Raw genomic sequence first — 21,172 nt, 5'->3', positions numbered from 1 at the left:
GCTGGAGCCGCCGCCGCGCGGCGGGCGTTGATGGCCTGCGAGGACTCCGACGCCCGCCGGCGGCCCGCGGTTCCCCGCCGCCCGCCCCGGAGCGGGGCCCCGCACCGCCCGATCCCGTCCGCGCCGGGCGGGGGCCGGGGCGCCCTCTCAGGCGCGGCGCCGGTAGGCCCGGGTGGCGAGCGGGAAGAACACGGCGGTGATCATGGCGGTCCAGATCGCGACCCACAGCAGCGACTCGCCGGCGGGCTCGGCGGCCAGCAGCTCGCGCATGGCGTTGATGACGTGGGTGACCGGGTTGACCTCGGCGAAGGTCTGCATGAACCCCGGCATCTGGTCGGTGGGCACGAACGCCGAGCTGCCGAAGGTCAGCGGGAACATCCACACCGATCCGAAGATGTTCACGGCCATGGGCGTGCGCAGCAGCATCCCCATGAACGCCGACAGCCAGCACAGGGCGAACGCGAAGACCATCACCACCGCGGTCGCGGCCAGCAGGCCCGGCACGCCGCCCTCGGGGCGGTAGCCGATCACCACCGCCACCAGCATGACCATGATGACGGTCAGCAGGTAGCGCACCAGGTCGCCGAGGATGGCGCCGATCAGCGGCGCCGAACGCGCGATGGGCAGCGATCGGAACCGGTCGAAGATGCCCTTCTCGATGTCGGTGTTCAGCGCGACGCCGGTGCCGATCGTGGCGAAGATGACCGACTGGGCGATGATCCCCGGCGTGATCAGGTCGCGGTAGGCCCGCCAGTCGCCCATCATCGCCTCGCCGAAGACGAACACGAACAACGCGACGAACATCAGGGGCATGAACGTCAGCCCGAGGACTTCCTCGGGATTGCGCTTGATCTTCAGCAGACTGCGCCAGGTCAGCAGCGCACCGTGCTGCACGGTTGACAGCGGGGTGATCCGCGCGGTGACGACGGGGGCGGTGGCCGTGCCGCCCGCCGGCTCGGCGGTGTCCACGGCGCTCATGCGTGGGTCCTCTCGGTCTCTGCGGCGCCCGCGGCGCCGCCGGAATCGGGAACGTTCTCGGCGGTGTGCCCAGTAAGCGCCAGGAACACCTCGTCCAGGCTGGGCCTGCGCAGGGCCAGCTCGGCGACCGCGATGCCCTCGTCGTCGAGGCGGCGCACCACCTCGGGCATGACCGTGGTGTCGGTGACCGAGGCGTTGGCGGCGCCCTCGCCGGAGCGGACCTCCGAGCCGGTGACGTCCTCGACGATGCGTCCGACCTGCTCCAGCCGGGCGGACTCCAGCGGCCGCACCTGCAGCACCTGCGAGCCCGCTCGCGCCTTGAGCTCATCGGGGGTGCCGCGGCTGATGACCTCGCCCCGGTCAAGGACGGCGATGTCGTCGGCCAACTGGTCGGCCTCCTCCAGGTACTGGGTCGTCAGCAGCACGGTGACCCCGTCGTCCACCAGGGTGCGCACCACGTCCCACAGCTCGTTGCGGCTGTGGGGGTCGAGTCCGGTCGTGGGCTCGTCCAGGTACAGCAGCGAGGGCCGGCCCACCAGACTGGCGGCGAGGTCCAGGCGGCGCCGCATGCCGCCGGAGTAGGTCTTGACCGGGCGGTCGGCGGCGAAGGCCAGGGCGAAGCGGTCCATCAGCTCGCCGGCGCGGACCTTGGCCGCCGAGCGCGAGAATCCCAGCAGCCGCGCGATCAGCACCAGGTTCTGCGTCCCGGTCAGGTCCTCGTCGACGGCCGCGTACTGGCCGGTGAGACCGATCTGGCGGCGCACCTGATGGGGTTCGCGCACCACGTCGTAGCCGCCGACCACGGCGTGCCCGGAGTCGGGCTGCAGCAGGGTCGCCAGAATCCGCACCGTAGTCGTCTTGCCGGAGCCGTTGGGCCCCAGCACCCCGAGAACGGCTCCGGTGCGCGCCGTGAGGTCCACCCCGCCGAGCGCGGTCTGCCCCTTGAACCTCTTGACAAGACCTTCCGCCCGGATGGCGTCAGTCATCTCGTTCCTCCCCGTATGCGTTCATGCCGCCAGTCTCGGGCGGGGTACTGACAAACCGCTGACAATCGCTCCCGCAACGGCTGACATACCGCGGACACCCGGTTCCCGCGGTCCGCGCATGGGTGCAACACCGCGGGTCGGCACAGGCTTCCCGGCGCGGAGCCGGTCGCGGCGTGTGATCCAGGCGACGCGCGCCGCGCCTAGACTCGGTGCCGTGGCGACGACGACGCGATTGAGACCCCCGACGAACCGCGTGTCACCGAGATCGGTGCACATGTGGACCCTGCAGGCCGCGATCGGGTCGGCGGTGCTGCTCGCGCTGCTGTGCGCGGGGGCGTGGGGGCTGCGCGCCGTGTCCTGGGAGTGGGTGCCCGACTGGCTGCTGCGCAACGCCTGGTGGCTGCCCGTCCTCTACGCCGCCTACGCGGCCGTGCGCACCGTGGTCGTGCCCCGGTGGCGCTACCGCGTGCACCGCTGGGAGGTCACCGCCGACGTCGTCTACACCCGCGTCGGCTGGTTCAGCCGCCAGTGGCAGCTGGTCCCCGTCAGCCGCATCCAGACCGTCGACCACCGCCAGGGCTGGATGGAGCGGCTCTTCGGCGTCGCCACGCTGGAGGTGCAGACCGCTTCGCACGCCGGCTCCTCGACGATCGAGGGGCTGGGCGCCGCCGACGCCCAGCGGATCTCCGAGGAGCTGGCCGAGCGCGCCGCCGAACTGCGCGACGACGCCACATGAGCGCCGCACCCGCCCCGCGCGGCGCTGCGGTCCTTCGCCCGCGCGGGTCCGGGCCGATCCGAGGAGCCAGATGAGCGAGAACCCTCCGCCCGAGGAACCCCGGTCGCGCCCGGGCGAGACCGAGCGCGCCGGAGGCGAGCCGCCCGCGGGCGCCGGATACGCTCCCCGGGACCCCGAGCACCCGGCCGCGCCGCAGGAGGAGGCCGCCGCGCCTGGACCCGGAAGCGGGCACGAGGCCGCGGCCGAGGCGGAGCCGGCCTACCGCCTCAGCCCGCTGACCCTGCTCACCTCGCCCCTCAACTACCTGCGCAGCTACCTCGTCCCCGTCGTGGTCGCGCTGATCGCCGGCACCTACAGCTTCAACCCGTGGATGCTGGGCGGCGCCGCTGTCGCCATCGCGGCGATGGTGCTCAGCGGCCTGGTCACCTGGTACACGTTCCGCTACCAGGTCGGCGCCGAGCGCCTGGAGATCCGCCGCGGCCTGATCAACCGCTCACACCGCTCCATACCGCTGGAGCGGATCCGCGGGGTCGACATCAGCTCCAATCCCCTTCACCGCATGCTGGGGCTGGCCGTCGTCAAGATCGAGGCGGCCGCCGGCGGAGGCGGCAGCGAGGAGGGCAAACTCGACGCGGTCACCGCCGAGGAGGCCGAGCGGCTGCGCCGGGTCCTGCTGCGGCGGCGCGCCCACCTGCGCGGGGAGGAGTCCGCACCCGCTCCGGCCGCTGCGGCGCCGGTGCCGGGCGGCGCCGCGGGCCCGGATGAGTCCGACACCGAGGTGTACTTCGCCATGCCGGCGAGCTGGTACGGCTACGCCGTCTTCAGCCTCGGCTACCTGCTGACCCCGTTCGTGGCGCTGGCCACCCTGTTCGGCCTGATCAGCCAAGGTCTGGGGGAGGCCGCGGGGGACCGGGTCGGCGACACCGCCTACGACCTGTACCGGCTCGCCGCCGAGATGGCCTTCTCTCTACTGGTCGCGGTCGCGGCGGTGCTGGTCCTGGTGCTGCTGGTCGCGATGCCGCTGTTCGCGGTGGTCTCCTACGCGCTCACGCATTGGCGGTTCACCCTGCTGCGCCGCGGCGACGCGCTGGTGGCCGAGCGTGGACTGCTGACCCGGCAGAGCGTGACGCTGGAGAAGCGCCGCATCCGCGGCCACGAACTGCTCGACAACCCGCTGGAGCGCACGCGCTCGGCGGTGCGCCTGCGCGCCATCGTCACCGGCCTGGGAGAGACCGCCACCCGCGCCGTGCTGATGCCGATCGGGCCGCGCCGGCGGGTGGAGGAGGTCGCCGACCGCGCGCTGACCGCCTTCCGGGGCACGCTCGTGCGCCACCCGCGCGCAGCGCTTGGGCGGCGGCTGCTCCGGGCGGTGGCGCCCTTCGCCGTCGCCGCGGCCGCGGCCGCTTTCCTCGCCCCGCTGTGGGTGGCGGTCCTGCTCGCCCTGCCGGCGCTGCTGGGCGTGCCGCTGGGCGTGGACCGGTACCGCTCCCTGGGCCACGGCGACGACGGCCGCCAGGTCAGCGTGCGGTCGGGCTCGCTGCGGCGCGTGCAGGCCGTGGTCGTGCGCGACGCCATCATCGGCTGGACGTGGCGCCAAACCCTGTTCCAGCGCCGCGCCGGCCTGGCCGACCTGGAGCTGTCAGTGGGGGCGGGAAGCGGCGGCTACTCCGCGATCGACGCCTCGTTCACCGAGTCGGTGGCCTTCGCGCGCGGCGTGACGCCCGAGATGGTGCGGCCCTTCCTGGAATCCGGAGAACCGACCGAGACCGCCGAGAGCACGGAGTCCGGCGGGCTGCGGAGCCGGCCCGGCGGCGACGACGCCCGGACCGGCGGCGAATCGGGCTGAGCCCAACCGTGCGGGCGTGCGCCCGGGCCGTGGCCCGGGCGCACGCCGCCGCCTACTCCGACTTCTTCGAGCCGAACATGATCTCGTCCCACGAGGGCACGGAGGCCCGCCGGCCGCGGCCCTTGCGCCGGGGCGCCGATCCGCTCGCAGGCCCCGTCGTCCCGGCGGCAGCCGCCGGGACCGGCGGTTCCTGCCGGCGGGCGGCCGGGCGGTCCTGGCGCTCGGTCTGCTCGGGGGCGCGGGCGGTCTGCCGCTGGGCGGCCGGGGGTTCGCTGCTCTGGATGGACGTGCGCCCCACGGCGGGCCGCTCGGGCCGCTGCGGGCGCGCGGGCGGCTCGGCGGGCGCGGACTCCTCGGCCGACGCCGCGGGGGCCTCGGGCTCGGCGGCGGGCGGCTCCTGAGCGGGCGCCGGCTCCTCGCGCCGTGGCGGCGCGAGGGGATCGGGGGAGGAGTCGCCCCCCGTCGGCAGGACGCGGTCGGGCGTGATGCGGGTGCGGCCGGCCGCCGGCCGCTCGGGCGCCGCAGCGGGGGCCGGCGGCGCGGGCGGCTCCTCGCTCCGGGCCGGTTCGGCGGGCAGGGGGGACTCCGGGCGCGCGGGCTCGGGACGCGCGGGTTCGGGACGGAGCGGCTCCGCGGCGGGCGGGCCCTGGCGCCGCGGGACGAAGGGGGTCACGTTGGCGCTGCCCGGGCCCAGATCCAGCGGTTCGTCGGCGTCGGGGGCCAGGAAGCGCAGCGCCTCCTCGTCGGCGGGGGTCACCGAACGGCGCCGCGGCTCGTAGACCCAGTGCGCCACGCGCTCCTCACCGGCCTGCAGGAAGACCAGCTTGAGCTGCCAGGTGCTGTCCTCGCGCTTCCAGGAGTCCCAGACCGCGTCGCCGGTCTCCAACTGGTGGGGCCCGATGCGCTGGGCGACGAGATCGCCGAGGACCGGGCCGGGGGAGGACTCCCCCTGGCGGCGCACCGATGCCCGCTGCGCCTGCTGCGCGACGTACTCGCGCTCCTGGAGCACGGGGCTCTCGAACCAGCGGACGCGCTCGATGGGGATCCCGGAGAGCTCCGCGATCGCCTCGGCTGTCTCGCCCGAGCGGATCCGGGCCTGGATTTCCTTGGGGCGCAACGGATTCTCCACTTCGATCTCGTACTGGCCGAGCCGGGAGAACTGTCCGCGCACGGCGGCGCGGAGACGGTCGTCGACGGGCAGCATGAATCGGGTCCCACGACCGGCACTCGCCAATACCAGGTAAGTGCCGTCCTCACTGACGGCGGCGAGGCGAAGCTCGTGCATCGCCCTCCCTTTCGCGTCCCGTCGAGGGTAGGTCCTCGGCCATCCCCCACGATCCCAGTCTCAACGGCATCCACGCCTTCGGCCAACACCGCGCCTGGCATGTCCGAACTGCGTGGCCTCCGAGGGCGGCCGGCGACCGCCCGTCGAGCTTCGTCGTGCTCCCCAGCGCCGCCCGGGCGGGACGGGCGAAGGGACTGCCGGAAACGGCGAGCGCGTGCGGCCGAAGCACCGCCCACCGCCTCTGCGCCGATGGTATCCCGCGGCGTCCAGACCGGGCCGGTCGCGAAGGCCGACTTTTCTTCCCGCACGCGGACATCGGCGCACCTTCTTCGCATGCGGTGCAGAGTCAAGGCACCGCGCTGCACGATGTGGAAAAGTGATTATTCCGGATTTTGGGTTTTCGGTGGAACATCGGTGCCTCCTGGTGCGGTTGTCCGGGTGTGTACGGGGGAGCGGTGCCACGCGCACCGCAGCGGCCGCGGGCGGCGACCCGACCGCGCGGCGGCCGAGAAGGAGGGGGCGATGACCGACGGGGACAACGAGGGCCGCCGCAAGCGCGTCGACATCAGCGCGTCCCAGCTCATCGGCGGCGGCGTCGCCACCATGGCCGCGGCGACCGCGGCGTCGTTCCTCGGCGTCTACGGCACCGTCATCGGCGCCGCGGTGATGAGCGTCATCAGCACCGCTGGCACGGCCGTGGTGGCGCACTGGATGCAGCAGGGCGGCGCCAAGGCCCGCGGCCTGGCGGTGCGCGGCAGCGGGCGCTCCGCAGGCGAGGAGAGCGCCCGGGAGTCCCTGGCCCGTTCGGGCCCGGGCGCCGCCGACGGCGACACCCTGCTGGCCGCGGCCTCCGACGACACGCCGTCCGACAGCGGGCAGCGCCCCTGGGCCGAGGAGACGCGGGCCCTGCCGCTGGCCGGAGCCGGCCGGGGCGCGGGCGCCGCCGATGCGGATCCCGCCGCCGGCGAGGACCCCGCCGCGGGCCGGCGATGGCTGACCTGGCGCCGCCTGGCCGTCCCGGCCGCCGCGGTGTTCGTCGCGGTGATGGCCGCAATCCTGGTCTTCGAGCTGTTCACCGGCCAGTCGCTGTCGGACACCGTCCAGGGACGTGAGGACCCCTCGGCGCCCACCCTCCTGGGCGGCGGCTCCATGGACGGCCAGGGCGGCGCCGATCCGGCGCCCGAGTCGACCCCCACCGCCGGCACCGGCGAGGAGGGCGGCAGCCCGGCGGCGCCCAGCGGCGGGGTGGAGCGGCAGCAGGAGCAGCCGACCGCTCCGGCGCCCGCCGAGCCGCAGCCCGGCGGGGAGGAGGACACCGGCGAGGAGACCTCCGTGCCCGAGGAGGACACCGGCGAGACCGGCGGAACCGACGAGCAGGCGCCCGGCACCGGCGGCGACGCGCCCGCCGGCCGGGGCGGTGTGGAGCAGGCGCCGGCGTCGCCGTGACCCCGCGCCGGACGGAGCGTCGAAGCGCCCCATAGACCTGCGGAACAGCGAGCACTCCTGCGACCCGCGGGAAGACGGGGAACACGCGCTCAGGCGCCCAGCACCGCGTCGAGGTAGGCGTTGGCGAACCGCCGCTGGGGATCCACCCGGTCGCGCACCGCCATCGCCTCCTCGAAGCGCGGGTAGGCGGCGCTGAGGTCGCCGCGGCCGCGCGTGTGCAGCTTGCCCCAGTGCGGGCGGCCCTCCGCGGCGGTGAAGACGGCCTCCAGTTCGCGGAAGTAGTCCGCATAGGGCATTCCCCGGTAGACGTGCGCGGCGACATAGGCGGTGTCGCGCCCGTAGGCCGTCGACAGCCACACCCGGTCGGCCGGCGTGAACCGCACCTCGATGGGGAACCCGATGCGGTGGCGCCCCGAGTCGAGGATGCGGCGGATCTGCGCCAGCACCTCGGGCAGCGCCTCGGCGGGCACCGCGTACTCCGTCTCGACGAAGCGCACGCGGCGCGGGCTGGCGAAGACGCGGTAGGAGGCGTCGGTGTAGGTGCGCGCCGACAGCGCCCGGGCCGAAACCTGGTTGATCGCCGGAATGGCCGCAGGCACGCGCCGCCCCAGCCGGTTGACCCCCTCGAAGACCGTGTTGGACAGGAATTCGTCGTCCAGCCAGGACCGCAGCGGGCTCAGCGGCTCGGCCGGCCCCTGCACCCGGTTGTTGCGCTTGGTGTTGGTGCGGCCCGTGTGGGGGAACCAGAAGAACTCGAAGTGGTCGTTCTCGGCCCGTAGCTGCGGAAGCCGCTCCAGCACCTCCTCAAGGCGCATCGGCTCTTCGCGCGCCCGCAGCAGGAACGCCGGTTCCACCCGCAGTGTCAGCGCCGTCACCACGCCGAAGGCGCCCAGCCCCACGCGCGCCGCCTCGAACAGCGCGCTTTCGCGATCGGCCGAGCACTCCACCACCGACCCGTCGGCCAGCACCAACTCCATTCCGACGACCTGCTCGGCCAGCCCGCCGCAGTCGCGGCCGGTGCCGTGCGTACCGGTCTGCACGGCACCCGCCGCGGTCTGCACGGCGATGTCGCCCATGTTGGCCAGCGCCAGCCCGCGCGCGTGCAGCTCCTCGTTGAGGTCGCACAGCGGCATGCCCGCCTCGACGGTGACCGTCCCCGCCTCGGCGTCGACGCCGCGCAGCCGCGCCAGTCCCGTGGGCGACAGCAGCACGCCGTCGGTGACGGCCGCGCCCGTGAACGAGTGGCCCGAACCGACCATCCGGACCCGCAGCCCCTCCTCGGCGGCGGCGCGCACCGCCGCGGCCACGGCGGCGGTGCCCGAGGGCGCGGCGATCCGGCGCGGGCGCGCCTCCTGTGTTCCCGACCACGTGCGCCACACCACAGTGCTCATAGCCGGGCAGACTACCGGGCGGCCGGTTCCGGGCCCTCGGCGGCCGGGCGCCCGCGGGCATGCGGTGACACGCGCAACCCGCGCGGGGGAACGGGGGCGCCGCGGCGAGCTGGTTTGATGGAGCCATGCCCTACGACCCCTACGACGCGTTCCTGCTTGTCTCCTTCGGCGGCCCCGAGTCCAACGACGACGTGATCCCCTTTCTGGAGAACGTCACCCGCGGCCGGAACATCCCCAAGGAGCGCCTGGCCGAAGTCGGACAGCACTACTACCTCTACGACGGCGTCAGCCCCATCAACCAGCAGTGCCGCGACCTCATCGCCGCTGTCCGCGACGACCTCGCGGGTGCCGGCGTGGACCTGCCGATCTACTGGGGCAACCGCTTCTGGACGCCGATGCTGACCGAGACCGTGGCGCAGATGGCCCGGGACGGGGTGCGGCGGGCCGTGGCGCTGGCGACCTCCGCCTACAGCAACTACTCCAGCCACCGCGCCTACCTCGACGACATCGCCGCCGCCCGCGAGGCCGTCGGCCCCGACGCCCCCGACATCGAGCTGATCCGGCCCTTCTTCGACCACCCCGGCTTCATCGAGCCGCTGGTGGAGCACACCCGCGACGCCCTCGACCGGCTTCCCGAGGACCAGCGCCCCGCCGCGCACCTGCTGTTCTCGGCCCACTCCATCCCCACCGCCATGGCCGACGCCAGCGGCGCGCCCGGCCACGGCTACGGCCCCGGCGGCGCCTACGCGGCCCAGCTCGCCGAGGTCGCGCGCCTGATCAGCGAGCGGCTGGGCGAGGACCACCCCTACGACCTCGTCTACCAGAGCCGCAGCGGCCCGCCCTCCCAGCCGTGGCTGGAGCCCGATGTCAACGACAGGCTCGCCGAGCTGGCCCAGGAGGGCGTCACCGCGGTCGTCGTCGTGCCCTACGGGTTCGTCTCCGACCACATGGAGGTCGTCTACGACCTGGACAACGAGGCCCGCGAGACCGCCGAGGAGCTGGGCATGCACTTCGTGCGCGCGCACAGCCCGGGCACCCACCCGCGGTTCGTCACCATGGTCCGCGAGCTCGTGGCCGAGCGCGCCTCCGGAGCCGAGCCCTTCGGCCTGACCTCCCTGCCCTCCTGCCACGACTGCCCGGAAGGGTGCTGCCGGCAGCGCTGACGCGCCCGGCCGCTGCCGCGGGGGTGCCGCGCCCGATAGGGTCCATTCGAGGTTGATGTTGATTTCGCGGCGGATGTCCATGACATCCCGAGCCGGCGGATCCACCGCGGCCCCGGGCCGTGCGCGTCCGTCGGCGCGGCCGGCGGACGAGGGCAGAGGGGAAGTCGCACGACGTGGTTCGCACCTGGTATGACCCCGAGGAGTACACCCGGCTGCGGAGGGTGAACGGCCTGGTCCTCTCGCCCGACGGCACCCGGCTGGTCGCACCGGTCAGCGAACTCGCGCCCGACGGAACCGCCTTCAGAACCGCCCTGTGGGAGATCGACCCCGCCGGCGAGGCCCCGGCGCGCCGGCTGACCCGCTCGGCCGCGGGCGAAGCCGCACCCGCTTTCCTGCCCGACGGCTCGCTGCTGTTCACCTCGGCGCGCACCGACCCCGACAGCACCGAGTCCGCCGGCAAGCCCGCCCTGTGGCTGCTGCCGGCGGGCGGCGGCGAGGCCCGCTGCGTGGCCGACCGCCCCGGCGGCTTCGGCTCCTTCGCCGTCGCCCGCGACGCCGGCACCGTCGCCTTCGTCTCCGACACGCTTCCCGGCGCCGCCGACGCCGCGGCCGACGAGCAGCTGCGCAAGGCCCGCAAGGACGCCGGGGTGAGCGCCATCCTGCACGAGTCGGTGCCGGTGCGCAGTTGGGACCGCGACCTGGGACCCGACCGGCCCCGGCTGTTCGCCGCCGTCCCGCCCGCCGGCCCCGACGCGCCCCTGGGGGAGGCCGCCGACCTCACCCCCGAACCGGACCTGGCCCTGCACGGCCACAGCCCCGCCCTCACCCCCGACGGCGCCACCGCCCTCATCGGCTGGAGCGTCTACACCGGCCGCGGCGTGCGGCGCGACCAGCTGGTGGCCGTCGACACCGCCACCGGCGAGCGCCGCGTCCTGGCGGCCGATCCCGAGTACGACTTCAGCGCGCCCGCGGTCGCGCCCGACGGACGCAGCGCCGTGGCGTTGCGGGACTTCCCCGGCGGCGCCGGCGCTCGCGCCGAGCCTCCCGCGGCCACCCTGTGGCTGGTCGACCTGGCCACCGGCGAAGGCCGCGACCTGCTGGAGGGCCGCGACCTGTGGCCGCGGGAGTACGTGTGGACGCCCGACTCCGCCGCGGTGCTGTTCACCGCCGACGACCAGGGCCGCTGTCCCGTCTTCCGCGTCGAGGCCGCCACCGGCGAGCTCACCCGCGTCACCGCCGACGACGGGACCTACCTGCAGCTCAACCCGGCGCCGACGGGGACCGCGCTGTTCGCGCTGCGCTGCGCCTGGGACGAGCCGCCCACACCGGTGCGCGTCGACGCCGCCGGCCCGCAGGACCCCCTGCGCCTGCCCTCGCCCGAGGAGCCGCTGGAGGTCCCCGGCACGCTGACCGAGGTCGCCGCCGAGGCCGACGACGGCACACGCGTCCGCGCCTGGCTCGTCCTGCCCTCCGGCGCCTGCGCGCAGTCGCCCGCGCCCCTGGTGCTGTGGGTGCACGGCGGCCCCTACATGAGCTTCAACGGGTGGTCGTGGCGGTGGAACCCGTGGCTGCTGGCCGCGCAGGGGTATGCGGTGCTGCTGCCCGACCCGGCGCTGTCCACCGGGTACGGGCCCCAGATGCGCAGGCGCGCCCGGGCGGTCTGGGGCGAGGTCACCTTCGGCGACCTCATGGCCGTCACCGACGCCGCCGCGGCGCGCGACGACGTCGACGGTACCCGCACCGCCGCCATGGGCGGCTCCTTCGGCGGCTACATGGCCAACTGGATCGCCGGCCACACCGACCGGTTCCGCGCCGTGGTCACCCACGCGTCGCTGTGGTCTCTGGAGGCCTTCGGCGGCGCCACCGACTACCCGTGGGCCTGGACGGCCGAGTTCGGCGACCCCCAGGAGAACCCCGAGCTCTACCGGCGCGCCTCGCCGCACGCCGCCGCCGACAGCATCCGCACGCCCATGCTCGTCATCCACGGCGACAAGGACTACCGGGTGCCCATCGGCGAGGGCCTGCGGCTGTGGTGGGACCTGGTCAGCCGCGAGGCCGACGCCAAGTTCCTCTACTTCCCCGACGAGAACCACTGGATCCTCTCGCCCGGCAACATCAAGGTCTGGTACGAGACCGTGCTGGCGTTCCTGGACCACCACGTGCTCGGCAAGGACTGGCAGCGCCCGCCGACGCTGTGACGAACGCGCCGCCGGAGCCGTCCGGCGGCCGGCGCTTCGGGCGTGCGGGACCGCGCCCGGCAGTCGAAGAACCGCAGGAAACGGGGGAACGGGAACGATGTCCACTACGTCGGCACAGGACCGCGCCGGGCTGCTGGCCCTGGCCGTGGAGGCCGCCCAGGAGGGCGGGCGCGTGGCAGCAGAGGGCCAGTCGGGAATCGGGGTCCTCGACACCAAGTCCTCGCCCACCGACGTCGTCACCGAAATGGACCGGTCGGTCGAGGAGCTGATCCGCAAGCGCATCCACGCCGTCCGGCCCGGCGATCCCGTGCTGGGCGAAGAGGGCGGCGACGAGGCCGGCGAGGGGGCCGTGCGCTGGATCGTCGACCCGATCGACGGGACCGTCAACTACCTCTACGGGCGCGGCGAGTGGGCCGTCTCCATCGCCGCGGAGGTCGGCGGCGAGGTCGTGGCCGGTGCGGTGGCGGTGCCCGCGCGCGGCGACCTCTACACGGCCGTGCTCGGCGGCGGCGCATTCTGCAACGGCGAGCCAGTCCGGGCGGCGGCCGCGGTGCCCCTGGAGCTGGCACTGGTGGCCACCGGATTCGGCTACGGCTCCCAGCGGCGCGCCCAGCAGGCCGAGGTGCTGCGCACCGTGCTGCCGCGCATCCGCGACATCCGGCGCGGCGGATCGGCGGCGGTGGACCTGTGCGAGCTGGCGCAGGGCCGCTCCAACGCCTATTACGAGCGGGGGCTCAACCCGTGGGACTGGGGGGCGGCGGCGCTCATCGCCCAGGAGGCCGGCGCCCGGGTCGGCGGGCTGCACGGCGCACCGCCCAACCCCGATCTGATCATCGCGGCCGCGCCCGAGCTGTTCGCCGAGCTGCACGACCTGCTCGCTCCGCTGGGGGCCGACACCGACGCCCCCGCCGCCGGCTGAGCGGCCGCACGGCCGACGCGAAACGCCTCCGGGGTGCTCGCACCCCGGAGGCGTTCCACCGGTTTTCTGCGGGGCCACGGTGCCCCGTCGGCTCTGCTGTGCGGCCGGTTCCCACCAGACCGGCCGCTGCGCACCGCCCCGCGCCCCCAGGCCGAAGCGGCGCCCCTGCTCGCCCTCACACGCAGCCGGTGTCGACTCCGTTGCGAGCGGCGATGCGGTGCAGGTCCTCCAGTTCCGACATGTGAACGTCGGCGAGATCTTCGTCTCCCGCGGCTTGCGCCGCCTGAAGCGACTGGCGGATCTCCTTGATGCGGCCCTTGATCTCCGCGCGGAACTCGCCCATTTCACCTCACTTTTCATCGCGTCAAAGCCGCACACAGCACCATCGATGCTGAATGGGCGTGACAGGGGACAGCGGTGTCGAGACAGGCGCGACCCGCAGATGACGGCCATACCCACACCGCACGCCGCGCCAAACGTCCGTGACCGAGCCGTGACCGGCGGCCCCCGGTCGCGGCGCGACGGCGCGCGGGCGGCCGTGGGACACTCGACCATGTCGCCGGTCCCGGAGGCGACCGTCGGCGACGGTGCCCTACACCACATTCCTGGATATGGGCCAGGGCTTACTTGTTTCTTATCCTGGATGTGTCAGATTCGAGATGTGCGGGGTGATCGTCGCTGCCGGCGGTTGGGGGATACGCCGGCAGCGACACCCGCGCACAGCCAGGGAGTCGCGCACGAGGCTGCGGTCGGGGCACGCACAGACCGCACGCGCCCGGCTCCCCGAGCGGCCTCCCCGGGCCGCACATCCGCCGCCGGCCCTCGGCCGGCTGCAAGGATGGGGCCGCCTCCGCCCTGCGGCGGGCCGGCGGTTGCCGATCCGCGTGAGACCTCCACAGAGTGGAAACACCCACGCAAAGGGCTTACCTCATCCTTATCGGGCGGGTGGGATAACGGATGGTGCAGCCGGGGGTCACAAGCGCCGCTGCCGGTGTGTTGGGGGATGCGCCGGCAGCGGCCCACCCCGGGTCGCAGGAAAGCTAAGGACGACGAACTCACAGTGCGCGTACTCGTGGTCGAAGACGAGCAGGTTCTGGCCGACACGGTTGCCGTCGGACTCCGCCGCGAGTCCATGGCCGTCGACGTCGTCTACGACGGCGACAGCGCGTTGGAGCACGTCGGCGTCAACGACTACGACGTCATCGTCCTCGACCGCGACCTGCCCGGAGTCCACGGCGACGACGTCGCCCGCGCCCTCGTCGAGCAGAGCTACACCGGCCGCATCCTGATGCTGACCGCCTCGGTCGAGCTGGAGGACAAGGTCGAGGGCCTGACCCTGGGCGCCGACGACTACATCACCAAGCCCTTCGCCTTCGCCGAGCTCATCGCGCGCGTGCGGGCCCTGGGCCGCCGCGCCGTCCCGCCGCTGCCCCCGGTCCTGCGCCGCAGCGGCATCGAGCTGGACCCGGCCAACCACACCGTGGAACGCGACGGCCGCCGGATCTCCCTGACCCCCAAGGAGTTCGCCGTCCTGGAGGTGCTCATGCGCGCCAACGGCACCGTCGTCAGCGCCGAAGGGCTGCTGGAGAAGGCCTGGGACGAGAACGCCGACCCGTTCACCAACGTCGTGCGGGTCACCGTCATGACACTGCGCAAGAAGCTCGGCGAGCCCCCGGTCATCCAGACGGTGCCCGGGGCGGGGTATCGGATTTGACGGCACAGGGTTCCGATCCGGACCTGGACCACACGGCCTCCCCGGGCGAGGTGGCGCCCACCCCGCCGGGGGACACCGGCACGTGGCGGCGGCTCTCGGCCGAGCCCGCCACCCCCTCGGCCAAGGCGCCGGGGCCGGTCACCGGCGGCGTGCACCGCTTCACCGACAACATCAGCCTGCGCGCTCGGCTCACCCTCATCTACGGGATGCTGTTCTTCGCGGCCGGATCGCTGCTGGTGCTGCTCAACTACATCATCGTGGCGGGGCTGCTGGACAACCTCAACTTCACGATGCCCAACGCCGACCCGGTCGAGCTGCAGCTGCACAAGACCGCGTTCATCGAGTCGGTGCTGGCCGAGATGACCCGCTACTCGGTGATCGCGCTGGTCATCGTCGGGCTGCTGGCCGTGGGGCTGGGCTACTTCGTGGCGGGGCGCGCGCTCTCGCCGCTGCACAAGATCACCCGGATCGCGCGCCGGCTCTCCGAGCGCTCGCTGCACGAGCGCATCGCCCTGGGCGGCCCCGACGACGAGATCCGCGAGCTCGCCGACACCTTCGACGGCATGCTGGAGCGCCTGGACCGCGCCTTCGACGGCCAGCGCCGGTTCGTCGCCAACGCCTCCCACGAGCTGCGCACCCCGCTGGCCATCAACCGCACCCTGCTGGAGGTCGCGCTCAGCGACCCCGAGGCCTCGGCCGACCTGAAGACCGTGGGCCGCACCCTGCTGGAGACCAACTCCCGCCACGAGCGGCTCATCGACGGCCTGCTGTTCTTGGCCAAGAGCGACCGGGAACTGGACGTGCGCACCCAGGTCGACATGGCCGAGGTCGCCGAATCCGTGCTCAGCCAGCTCTCCGACGAGCTGGAGAAGGCGGATCTGACCCTGCGCACCGACCTGCGCGGCGCCGCGGTCATCGGCGATCCCGTCCTGCTGGAGCGCCTGGTGGCCAACCTTGTGGAGAACGCCCTGCGCTACAACGTCGCCGCCGGCGAGATCACCGTGCGCTCGGGCATCTACGAGGGGTCCCCGGCGATCCAGGTCGAGAACTCCGGCCCGGTCATCGCCGGCTACGAGATCGAGGGCCTGTTCGAACCCTTCCGCCGGGCATCGGGCGACCGCGTCAAGTCCGGGCGCAGCGCGGGGCTGGGCCTGTCGATCGTCCGCTCGGTCGTGCGCGCCCACGGCGCCTCGGTCAGCGTCTGGCCCCGCCAGGGGGGCGGCCTGGTCGTGACGGTGCGGTTCCCCGCCGAGCACCGTGACACGGCGGCCTCCGCAGGCAGGTAACATCTGGCCGTCCGGGCGCCCGTGCAGACCGCGGGGTCGGCCAAGATCCTGCGGAACCCGGTCGGCGCGTGATACTCATACGTGTTCTACGACACGCGGCCCCGGGGCCGCGTGCGCGCCGCGGGTGGGTATGCTCTCCCGGGCGTGAACGCTGCGGGAATAAATCCCGGAGTGCGCGTGTATGTTCTTACCTCGCCGATCGGGCGCTGCCGTGCCCGGCCGGCGTGAGGAAAGACGAGGAAATAGGTCGGAATCCGGCGGGCGTTGGGTAGCACATGAGAGCGAGTGGATCGACGGCGCGACGAAGCGCGACCGGTTCCATTCAAAGGGTGCTGCTATGCGGTGCGACTGCACCCGGGAGGGGTCATAGTCCACTTACGCCGGCGGAAGTTTCCAGCGGGCCCGGGCACAAAACGAGGCTCTCAAGCGTTGGTAGCGCGCAACGAGGCATAGCACGAGGGGGATGGAGTTAGCAGAATGGCCACCGATTACGACAGCCCGCGCAAGGCCGACGAAGACATCAACGAGGACAGCCTGCAGGAGCTGCAGGCCCGCCGTGTCGACAAGGGCACCAGCACCATCGACGTCGACCCCGACGAGGTCGCCGAGGGTATGGAGCTCCCGGGCGCGGACCTCTCCGGCGAGGAGCTGGCTGTACGGGTGCTTCCGCGCCAGGCCGACGAGTTCACGTGCTCGCGCTGCTTCCTGGTGCACCACCGCAGCCAGCTGGCCGAGCAGAGGAATGGGCAGCTCGTCTGCAAGGAGTGCGCCGCCTGAGCCCGGCGAACTCCTTTCCTCGAATGCCTCGAACGGCCACCGCCGCGGCATGTGATGCGTCTCCGGGAGTCGGTCCCGGGGGCGCATCGTCCTTTGCGCCCGGCCGCCCGGCATTGATTTCCCGCGTGCCTTAGCTTTGTAAGCGGGCACCCCGGGCCCCGGGAAAACAGGGAAACCTGGGAAAGCTGGGAAACCTGGGACCGCAGCATCGGGAGTGGAGGGGACGTGTCGGAGGACACCGCCGGAGACCGCGGCCGGACGGGGCCCCAGCGGCCCGACGACGGGCGGGAGGCCGCCGAGGCGGCGGGCGCCCCGGACGCCGCCGCGCCGGGAACCGAGATCGCCGTGGCCGGCCAGGAGGACGTCGGCGTCCTGGTGGGCAGGATCCTCGACGAGGGATCGGCCGACTCCAAGCGCCGGGCCGGACTGATCGGCAGGCTCGCCGCGGCGCTGGCCGGGCGGGCGCGGTCGGCGCGCGCGGGCGGGGCCGCCCGCGGCCGGTGGCTGGCCGACCTGTTCGCCAACGAGATCGCGCCGCGCATCCCCGTCCGGGACCGCGAGACCCTGATCCGCCACTACGGCGGCCTCGTCGGCGAGGAGCTCGCCGACGCCCTGGTGCGCAACGCCTCCCACACCACCACCGCCGTGGGGGCCGCGGGCGGGGCCCTGGCGGCGGTGCAGTTCACCGCGCCGCCGCTGCTGCTGACGGCGCCGGCCCAGATCGTGGCCGAGACCGTGGTCGTCGCCGCGGTCGAGGTCAAGCTCATCGCCGAACTGCACGAGGTCTACGAGGAGCCCGCGCCCGGCTCGGGCCTGCAGCGCACCACGGGCTACCTGGCGGCCTGGGCGCGCAAGCGCGGCATCGACCCGCTGCGGGCGGGGGAGTCGCTGTCGGCCACGCTCGGGGCCGCCGCCCGCGCCGCGCTGCAGCGCCGGCTGATGCGGATGATGGGGCGCCACCTGTCGACGCTGGGTCCCTATCTGACGGGCGCCGTGGCCGGGGGCACGCTCAACCGCACCGCCACCAGGTCGCTGGCCGCCTCGGTGCGCGCGGACCTGCGCCGCCGCTCCGCTCACGGCGCCTCGGGGCGAAGCGGCATCGGGGCCCGGGCGGCGGGGGAGCTGGGCGAAGGGCGCTGACCGGCCGATCCGCCGGCGGTCCGGCCGGAGCCGGGACGCCGCCGGCGGACACGCGCTCGGCCGCCGAGCTCAATCGACGTCGATGCCCACGACACCGCTCTGGTGGCCCGCGTCGAAGAACCGGCGGTAGGCCGCACGCACCGCGAGCACGCGGGTGACCTCCATGCCGATTCCGGTCACCACGGCCCAGCCCAGCGCCTCGCTCAGGCTGACGTCGGGGGACTCGGGCTCGGTGGGCGGCGCCTTGCCGGTGGCCTGGGTCCAGGCGAACGTCAGCGCCTTGCGGGCGACGTAGGCCGCCGCCAGAGCGGTGACGCCGCCGACGACCTGCGCGGCGAACTCACCGTTCCTCTTCTTAGCCATCTGTCGGATCGCTTCCCTTCTAGCCTTCCTGGCCGCGCCCCCGCATGCGGGCGGCCGCGGCCGCGCACGGCGCTCCGGCGGGCCGTGTGCGGATCCGCCGCGTCCGGCGACTGTCGGATGCGCCTGCCGGAATCCTTTCATGCCGGGCGGGCGTCGCCCGCCGCACCGCGGGGCGCGTCTCGCGCCGCCGGTGCACTGCCGCCGCCGCGGGCCTGCGGCCCGTCCGGTGCGGGCTGTGGAAATCCGGGGCGATCACGGCCGCTGAGCCAATACCATTGGCCCATGACCAACCGCTCTCGTTCCTTCCGCGTGCCCGACAAGCCCTCGCTCGACGGTATCGAGGCGAAATGGGTCGACGTATGGGACGAGTCGGGCGTGTACCACTTCGACCGCACCAAGACCCGCTCCGAGATCTTCTCGATCGACACCCCGCCTCCCACGGTGTCGGGCTCGCTGCACATCGGACACGTCTTCTCCTACACCCACACCGACACGGTCGCGCGCTTCCAGCGCATGCGCGGCAAGTCGGTCTTCTACCCGATGGGCTGGGACGACAACGGCCTGCCCACCGAGCGCCGGGTGCAGAACTACTACGGCGTGCGCTGCGACCCCAGCGTGGCCTACGACCCCGACTTCACGCCCCCGGCCAAGCCCGACCCCAAGCGGCAGGTGCCCGTCTCGCGGCGGAACTTCATCGAGCTGTGCGACCGGCTGACCGTCGAGGACGAGAAGGTCTTCGAGCACATCTGGCGCCGCCTGGGCCTGAGCGTCGACTGGCGCTACACCTACGCCACCATCGACGACGGCTCCCGCGCCGCCTCCCAGCGCGCCTTCCTGCGCAACCTCGCGCGCGGCGAGGCCTACATGGCCGAGGCCCCCACCCTGTGGGACGTCACCTTCCGCACCGCGGTCGCCCAGGCCGAGCTGGAGGACCGCGAGCGCCCCGGCGCCTACCACAAGGTCGCCTTCCACCGCGACGGCGGCGAGCCGGTCGTCATCGAGACCACCCGCCCCGAGCTCCTGCCGGCCTGCGTCGCACTCGTGGCCCACCCCGACGACTCCCGCTACCAGGACCTGTTCGGCTCGACCGTGCGCACCCCGGTCTTCGGCGTCGAGGTCCCCGTCAAGGCCCACCGCCTCGCCGACCCCGAGAAGGGCTCCGGCATCGCGATGATCTGCACCTTCGGCGACACCACCGACGTCACCTGGTGGCGCGAGCTGCAGCTGCCCACCCGCCCGGTCGTCGGCTGGGACGGCCGCATCGCCTCCGAGCCGCCCCAGGCCGTGGCCGCCGCCGGCGGCGGCGAGGCCTACGCCCGCCTGGCCGGGGCCACCGTGCACACCGCCCGCGAGCGCATGGTCGAGCTGCTGCGCGAGTCCGGCGACCTCCTCGCCGAGCCCAGCCCCATCACCCACCCGGTGAAGTTCTACGAAAAGGGCGACAAGCCGCTGGAGATCGTCACCACCCGCCAGTGGTACATCCGCAACGGCGGGCGCGACACCGACGTCCGCGAGGCCCTGCTGGCGCGCGGGCGCGAGCTGGATTGGCACCCCGACCACATGCGCTCCCGCTACGAGCACTGGGTCGAGGGGCTCAACGGCGACTGGCTCATCAGCCGCCAGCGCTTCTTCGGCGTGCCGTTCCCCGTCTGGTATCCGCTCGACGCCGACGGCAACCCCGACTACGACTCCCCGCTGCTGCCCGAGGAGTCCCGGCTGCCCGTCGACCCCAGCTCCGACACCCCCGAGGGCTACACCGCCGACCAGCGCGGCCGCCCCGGCGGCTTCATCGGAGACCCCGACATCATGGACACCTGGGCCACCTCGTCGCTGAGCCCGCAGGTCGCCGGCGGCTGGGAGCGCGACCCCGACCTCTTCGAGCGGGTCTTCCCCATGGACCTGCGGCCCCAGGGCCAGGACATCATCCGCACCTGGCTGTTCGCCACGGTGGTGCGCTCGCACTTCGAGCACGCCAGCCTGCCCTGGCGCGGCGCCGCGATCTCCGGGTGGATCCTCGACCCCGACCGCAAGAAGATGTCCAAGTCGAAGGGCAACGTCGTCACGCCCATCGACCTGCTGGAGAAGTACAGCTCCGACGCCATCCGCTACTGGGCGGCCAGCGGCCGGCTGGGCGCCGACACCGCACTGGACGAAGGCCAGATGAAGGTGGGGCGGCGGCTGGCCATCAAGATCCTCAACGCGAGCAAGTTCGCCCTGTCGGTCGCCGGCGAGGACACCCCGCCCGACCCGGCGGCGGTCACCGAGCCGCTGGACCGCTCGATGCTGGCCACGCTCGCCGACGTCGTCGCCGACGCCACGTCCGCCTTCCAGGGCTACGACCACACCCGAGCCCTGGAGCGGGTCGAGCGGTTCTTCTGGGAGTTCTGCGACGACTACCTGGAGCTGGTCAAGGCCCGCGCCTACGACAGCGCCTCGCCCGCCGCCCTCTCGGCGCGGGCTGCCCTGCTGATCGCCCTCTCGGCGCTGCAGCGGCTGTTCGCCCCGTTCCTGCCCTTCGTCGCCGACGAGGTGTGGAGCTGGTGGCACGAGGGCTCGGTGCACGGCGAGCGCTGGCCCGAGGCCGAGGAGCTCGGCGCGGCCGCGCGCGAGGGCGACCCCGCGGTGCTGGGCTCGGCCTCGGAGGTGCTGCGCATGGTCCGTAAGGCCAAGTCCGAGGCCAAGCTGTCCATGCGGGCCGAGATCGAGCGGGTCTCGGTGCGCGGCAAGAACGTCAACCAGGTGCGGCTGGCCGGCGACGACCTGGCGGCGGCGGGGCGCGCGGCCCGGCTGGACTTCGAGGCCACCGACGACACCGAGCTGCAGGTCCAGGTCGATCTGCCCGCGGCCGAGTAGCCGGCATCCGGCGTGGGCGCCGGGCGGCGCGAACCGCCCGGCGCCCACGCAGGCCGGGCGCTGGCGCGCCGCGCCCGCGGCGTCCGACAGA

At 73.7% G+C, this 21,172-nt stretch carries 17 protein-coding genes; 11 read left to right on the top strand and 6 right to left on the bottom strand.

Annotated elements, in window-relative coordinates:
- Positions 1-147 precede the first annotated feature (147 nt).
- Together FZ103_RS20670 and FZ103_RS20665 are read right to left on the bottom strand one after the other, a co-directional pair.
- Positions 148-978 carry an ABC transporter permease gene (locus tag FZ103_RS20670; protein ID WP_156003520.1) on the bottom strand — a complete coding sequence of 277 codons (831 nt, stop codon included), beginning with the start codon at positions 976-978 and terminating at the stop codon, positions 148-150.
- Entirely contained in the window at positions 975-1,964 is a 990-nt protein-coding gene (locus tag FZ103_RS20665; protein WP_156003519.1) for an ATP-binding cassette domain-containing protein, read from the bottom strand. Before FZ103_RS20665 ends, FZ103_RS20670 begins: the two co-directional genes overlap by 4 nt.
- 274 nt (positions 1,965-2,238) lie before the next feature.
- Here FZ103_RS20665 and FZ103_RS20660 point away from each other — a divergent pair, with 274 nt between their 5' ends.
- Together FZ103_RS20660 and FZ103_RS20655 are read left to right on the top strand one after the other, a co-directional pair.
- The gene (locus tag FZ103_RS20660) at positions 2,239-2,700 is read left to right on the top strand and encodes a PH domain-containing protein (protein WP_156003518.1); all 462 of its coding nucleotides are present in this window, start codon (positions 2,239-2,241) and stop codon (positions 2,698-2,700) included.
- Positions 2,701-2,770: 70 nt separating this feature from the next.
- Positions 2,771-4,546: a PH domain-containing protein gene (locus FZ103_RS20655; RefSeq protein WP_156003517.1), complete on the top strand. Its 1,776-nt coding sequence runs from the start codon at positions 2,771-2,773 to the stop codon at positions 4,544-4,546.
- Between the two features lie 52 nt (positions 4,547-4,598).
- On the opposite strand, the gene sepH is transcribed toward FZ103_RS20655, so the two are convergent.
- Positions 4,599-5,831 carry a septation protein SepH gene (gene sepH / locus FZ103_RS20650; RefSeq protein WP_156003516.1) on the bottom strand — a complete coding sequence of 411 codons (1,233 nt, stop codon included), beginning with the start codon at positions 5,829-5,831 and terminating at the stop codon, positions 4,599-4,601.
- 522 nt (positions 5,832-6,353) lie between these two features.
- Between sepH and FZ103_RS20645 the strand changes: the two genes are divergently transcribed.
- Complete coding sequence (locus FZ103_RS20645) at positions 6,354-7,277, top strand: hypothetical protein (RefSeq protein WP_156003515.1); 924 nt, start codon at positions 6,354-6,356, stop codon at positions 7,275-7,277.
- Positions 7,278-7,366: 89 nt separating this feature from the next.
- Here the strand turns inward: FZ103_RS20645 and FZ103_RS20640 are convergent, their stop codons facing one another.
- Positions 7,367-8,668 (bottom strand): D-arabinono-1,4-lactone oxidase, encoded by a 1,302-nt coding sequence (locus FZ103_RS20640; protein ID WP_156003514.1) that lies wholly within the window; start codon positions 8,666-8,668, stop codon positions 7,367-7,369.
- Between the two features lie 125 nt (positions 8,669-8,793).
- On the opposite strand from FZ103_RS20640, the gene FZ103_RS20635 reads away from it, so the two are divergent.
- From FZ103_RS20635 to FZ103_RS20625, 3 genes are all read left to right on the top strand, one after another.
- Positions 8,794-9,831, top strand: a complete 1,038-nt coding sequence (locus FZ103_RS20635) for a ferrochelatase (protein WP_156003513.1) — start codon at positions 8,794-8,796, stop codon at positions 9,829-9,831.
- Between the two features lie 173 nt (positions 9,832-10,004).
- Positions 10,005-12,029 (top strand): alpha/beta fold hydrolase, encoded by a 2,025-nt coding sequence (locus FZ103_RS20630; RefSeq protein WP_186356606.1) that lies wholly within the window; start codon positions 10,005-10,007, stop codon positions 12,027-12,029.
- A 97-nt stretch (positions 12,030-12,126) separates the two neighbouring features.
- Positions 12,127-12,948, top strand: a complete 822-nt coding sequence (locus FZ103_RS20625; protein ID WP_156003512.1) for an inositol monophosphatase family protein — start codon at positions 12,127-12,129, stop codon at positions 12,946-12,948.
- Between the two features lie 175 nt (positions 12,949-13,123).
- On the opposite strand, the gene FZ103_RS24970 is transcribed toward FZ103_RS20625, so the two are convergent.
- Positions 13,124-13,291, bottom strand: a complete 168-nt coding sequence (locus FZ103_RS24970; RefSeq protein ID WP_186356605.1) for a hypothetical protein — start codon at positions 13,289-13,291, stop codon at positions 13,124-13,126.
- Positions 13,292-14,008: 717 nt separating this feature from the next.
- Between FZ103_RS24970 and FZ103_RS20620 the strand changes: the two genes are divergently transcribed.
- The 4 genes from FZ103_RS20620 (at position 14,009) to FZ103_RS20605 (ending at position 17,865) form a co-directional block, all read left to right on the top strand.
- Positions 14,009-14,662, top strand: a complete 654-nt coding sequence (locus tag FZ103_RS20620; protein ID WP_186356604.1) for a response regulator transcription factor — start codon at positions 14,009-14,011, stop codon at positions 14,660-14,662.
- On the top strand, positions 14,659-15,948 hold the full coding sequence (locus FZ103_RS20615) for a cell wall metabolism sensor histidine kinase WalK (RefSeq protein WP_255430172.1): 1,290 nt from the start codon (positions 14,659-14,661) through the stop codon (positions 15,946-15,948). Before FZ103_RS20620 ends, FZ103_RS20615 begins: the two co-directional genes overlap by 4 nt.
- A 477-nt stretch (positions 15,949-16,425) precedes the next feature.
- Entirely contained in the window at positions 16,426-16,725 is a 300-nt protein-coding gene (locus FZ103_RS20610; protein WP_156003510.1) for a DUF4193 domain-containing protein, read from the top strand.
- 225 nt (positions 16,726-16,950) lie between these two features.
- Complete coding sequence (locus FZ103_RS20605) at positions 16,951-17,865, top strand: hypothetical protein (RefSeq protein WP_394350126.1); 915 nt, start codon at positions 16,951-16,953, stop codon at positions 17,863-17,865.
- A 69-nt stretch (positions 17,866-17,934) separates the two neighbouring features.
- Here FZ103_RS20605 and FZ103_RS20600 read toward each other — a convergent pair whose 3' ends face one another.
- Positions 17,935-18,228 (bottom strand): DUF4235 domain-containing protein, encoded by a 294-nt coding sequence (locus FZ103_RS20600; protein WP_156003509.1) that lies wholly within the window; start codon positions 18,226-18,228, stop codon positions 17,935-17,937.
- 282 nt (positions 18,229-18,510) lie between these two features.
- Between FZ103_RS20600 and valS the strand changes: the two genes are divergently transcribed.
- The gene (gene valS / locus FZ103_RS20595) at positions 18,511-21,081 is read left to right on the top strand and encodes a valine--tRNA ligase (protein WP_156003508.1); all 2,571 of its coding nucleotides are present in this window, start codon (positions 18,511-18,513) and stop codon (positions 21,079-21,081) included.
- Positions 21,082-21,172 lie beyond the last annotated feature (91 nt).

The sequence above is a fragment of the Streptomonospora sp. PA3 genome (assembly GCF_009728995.1).
In the GTDB taxonomy this organism is placed as follows: Bacteria; Actinomycetota; Actinomycetes; order Streptosporangiales; family Streptosporangiaceae; genus Streptomonospora.
The sequence above is the reverse complement of the archived record's forward strand: the minus strand, read 5'-3'. Positions and strand labels throughout refer to the sequence as shown.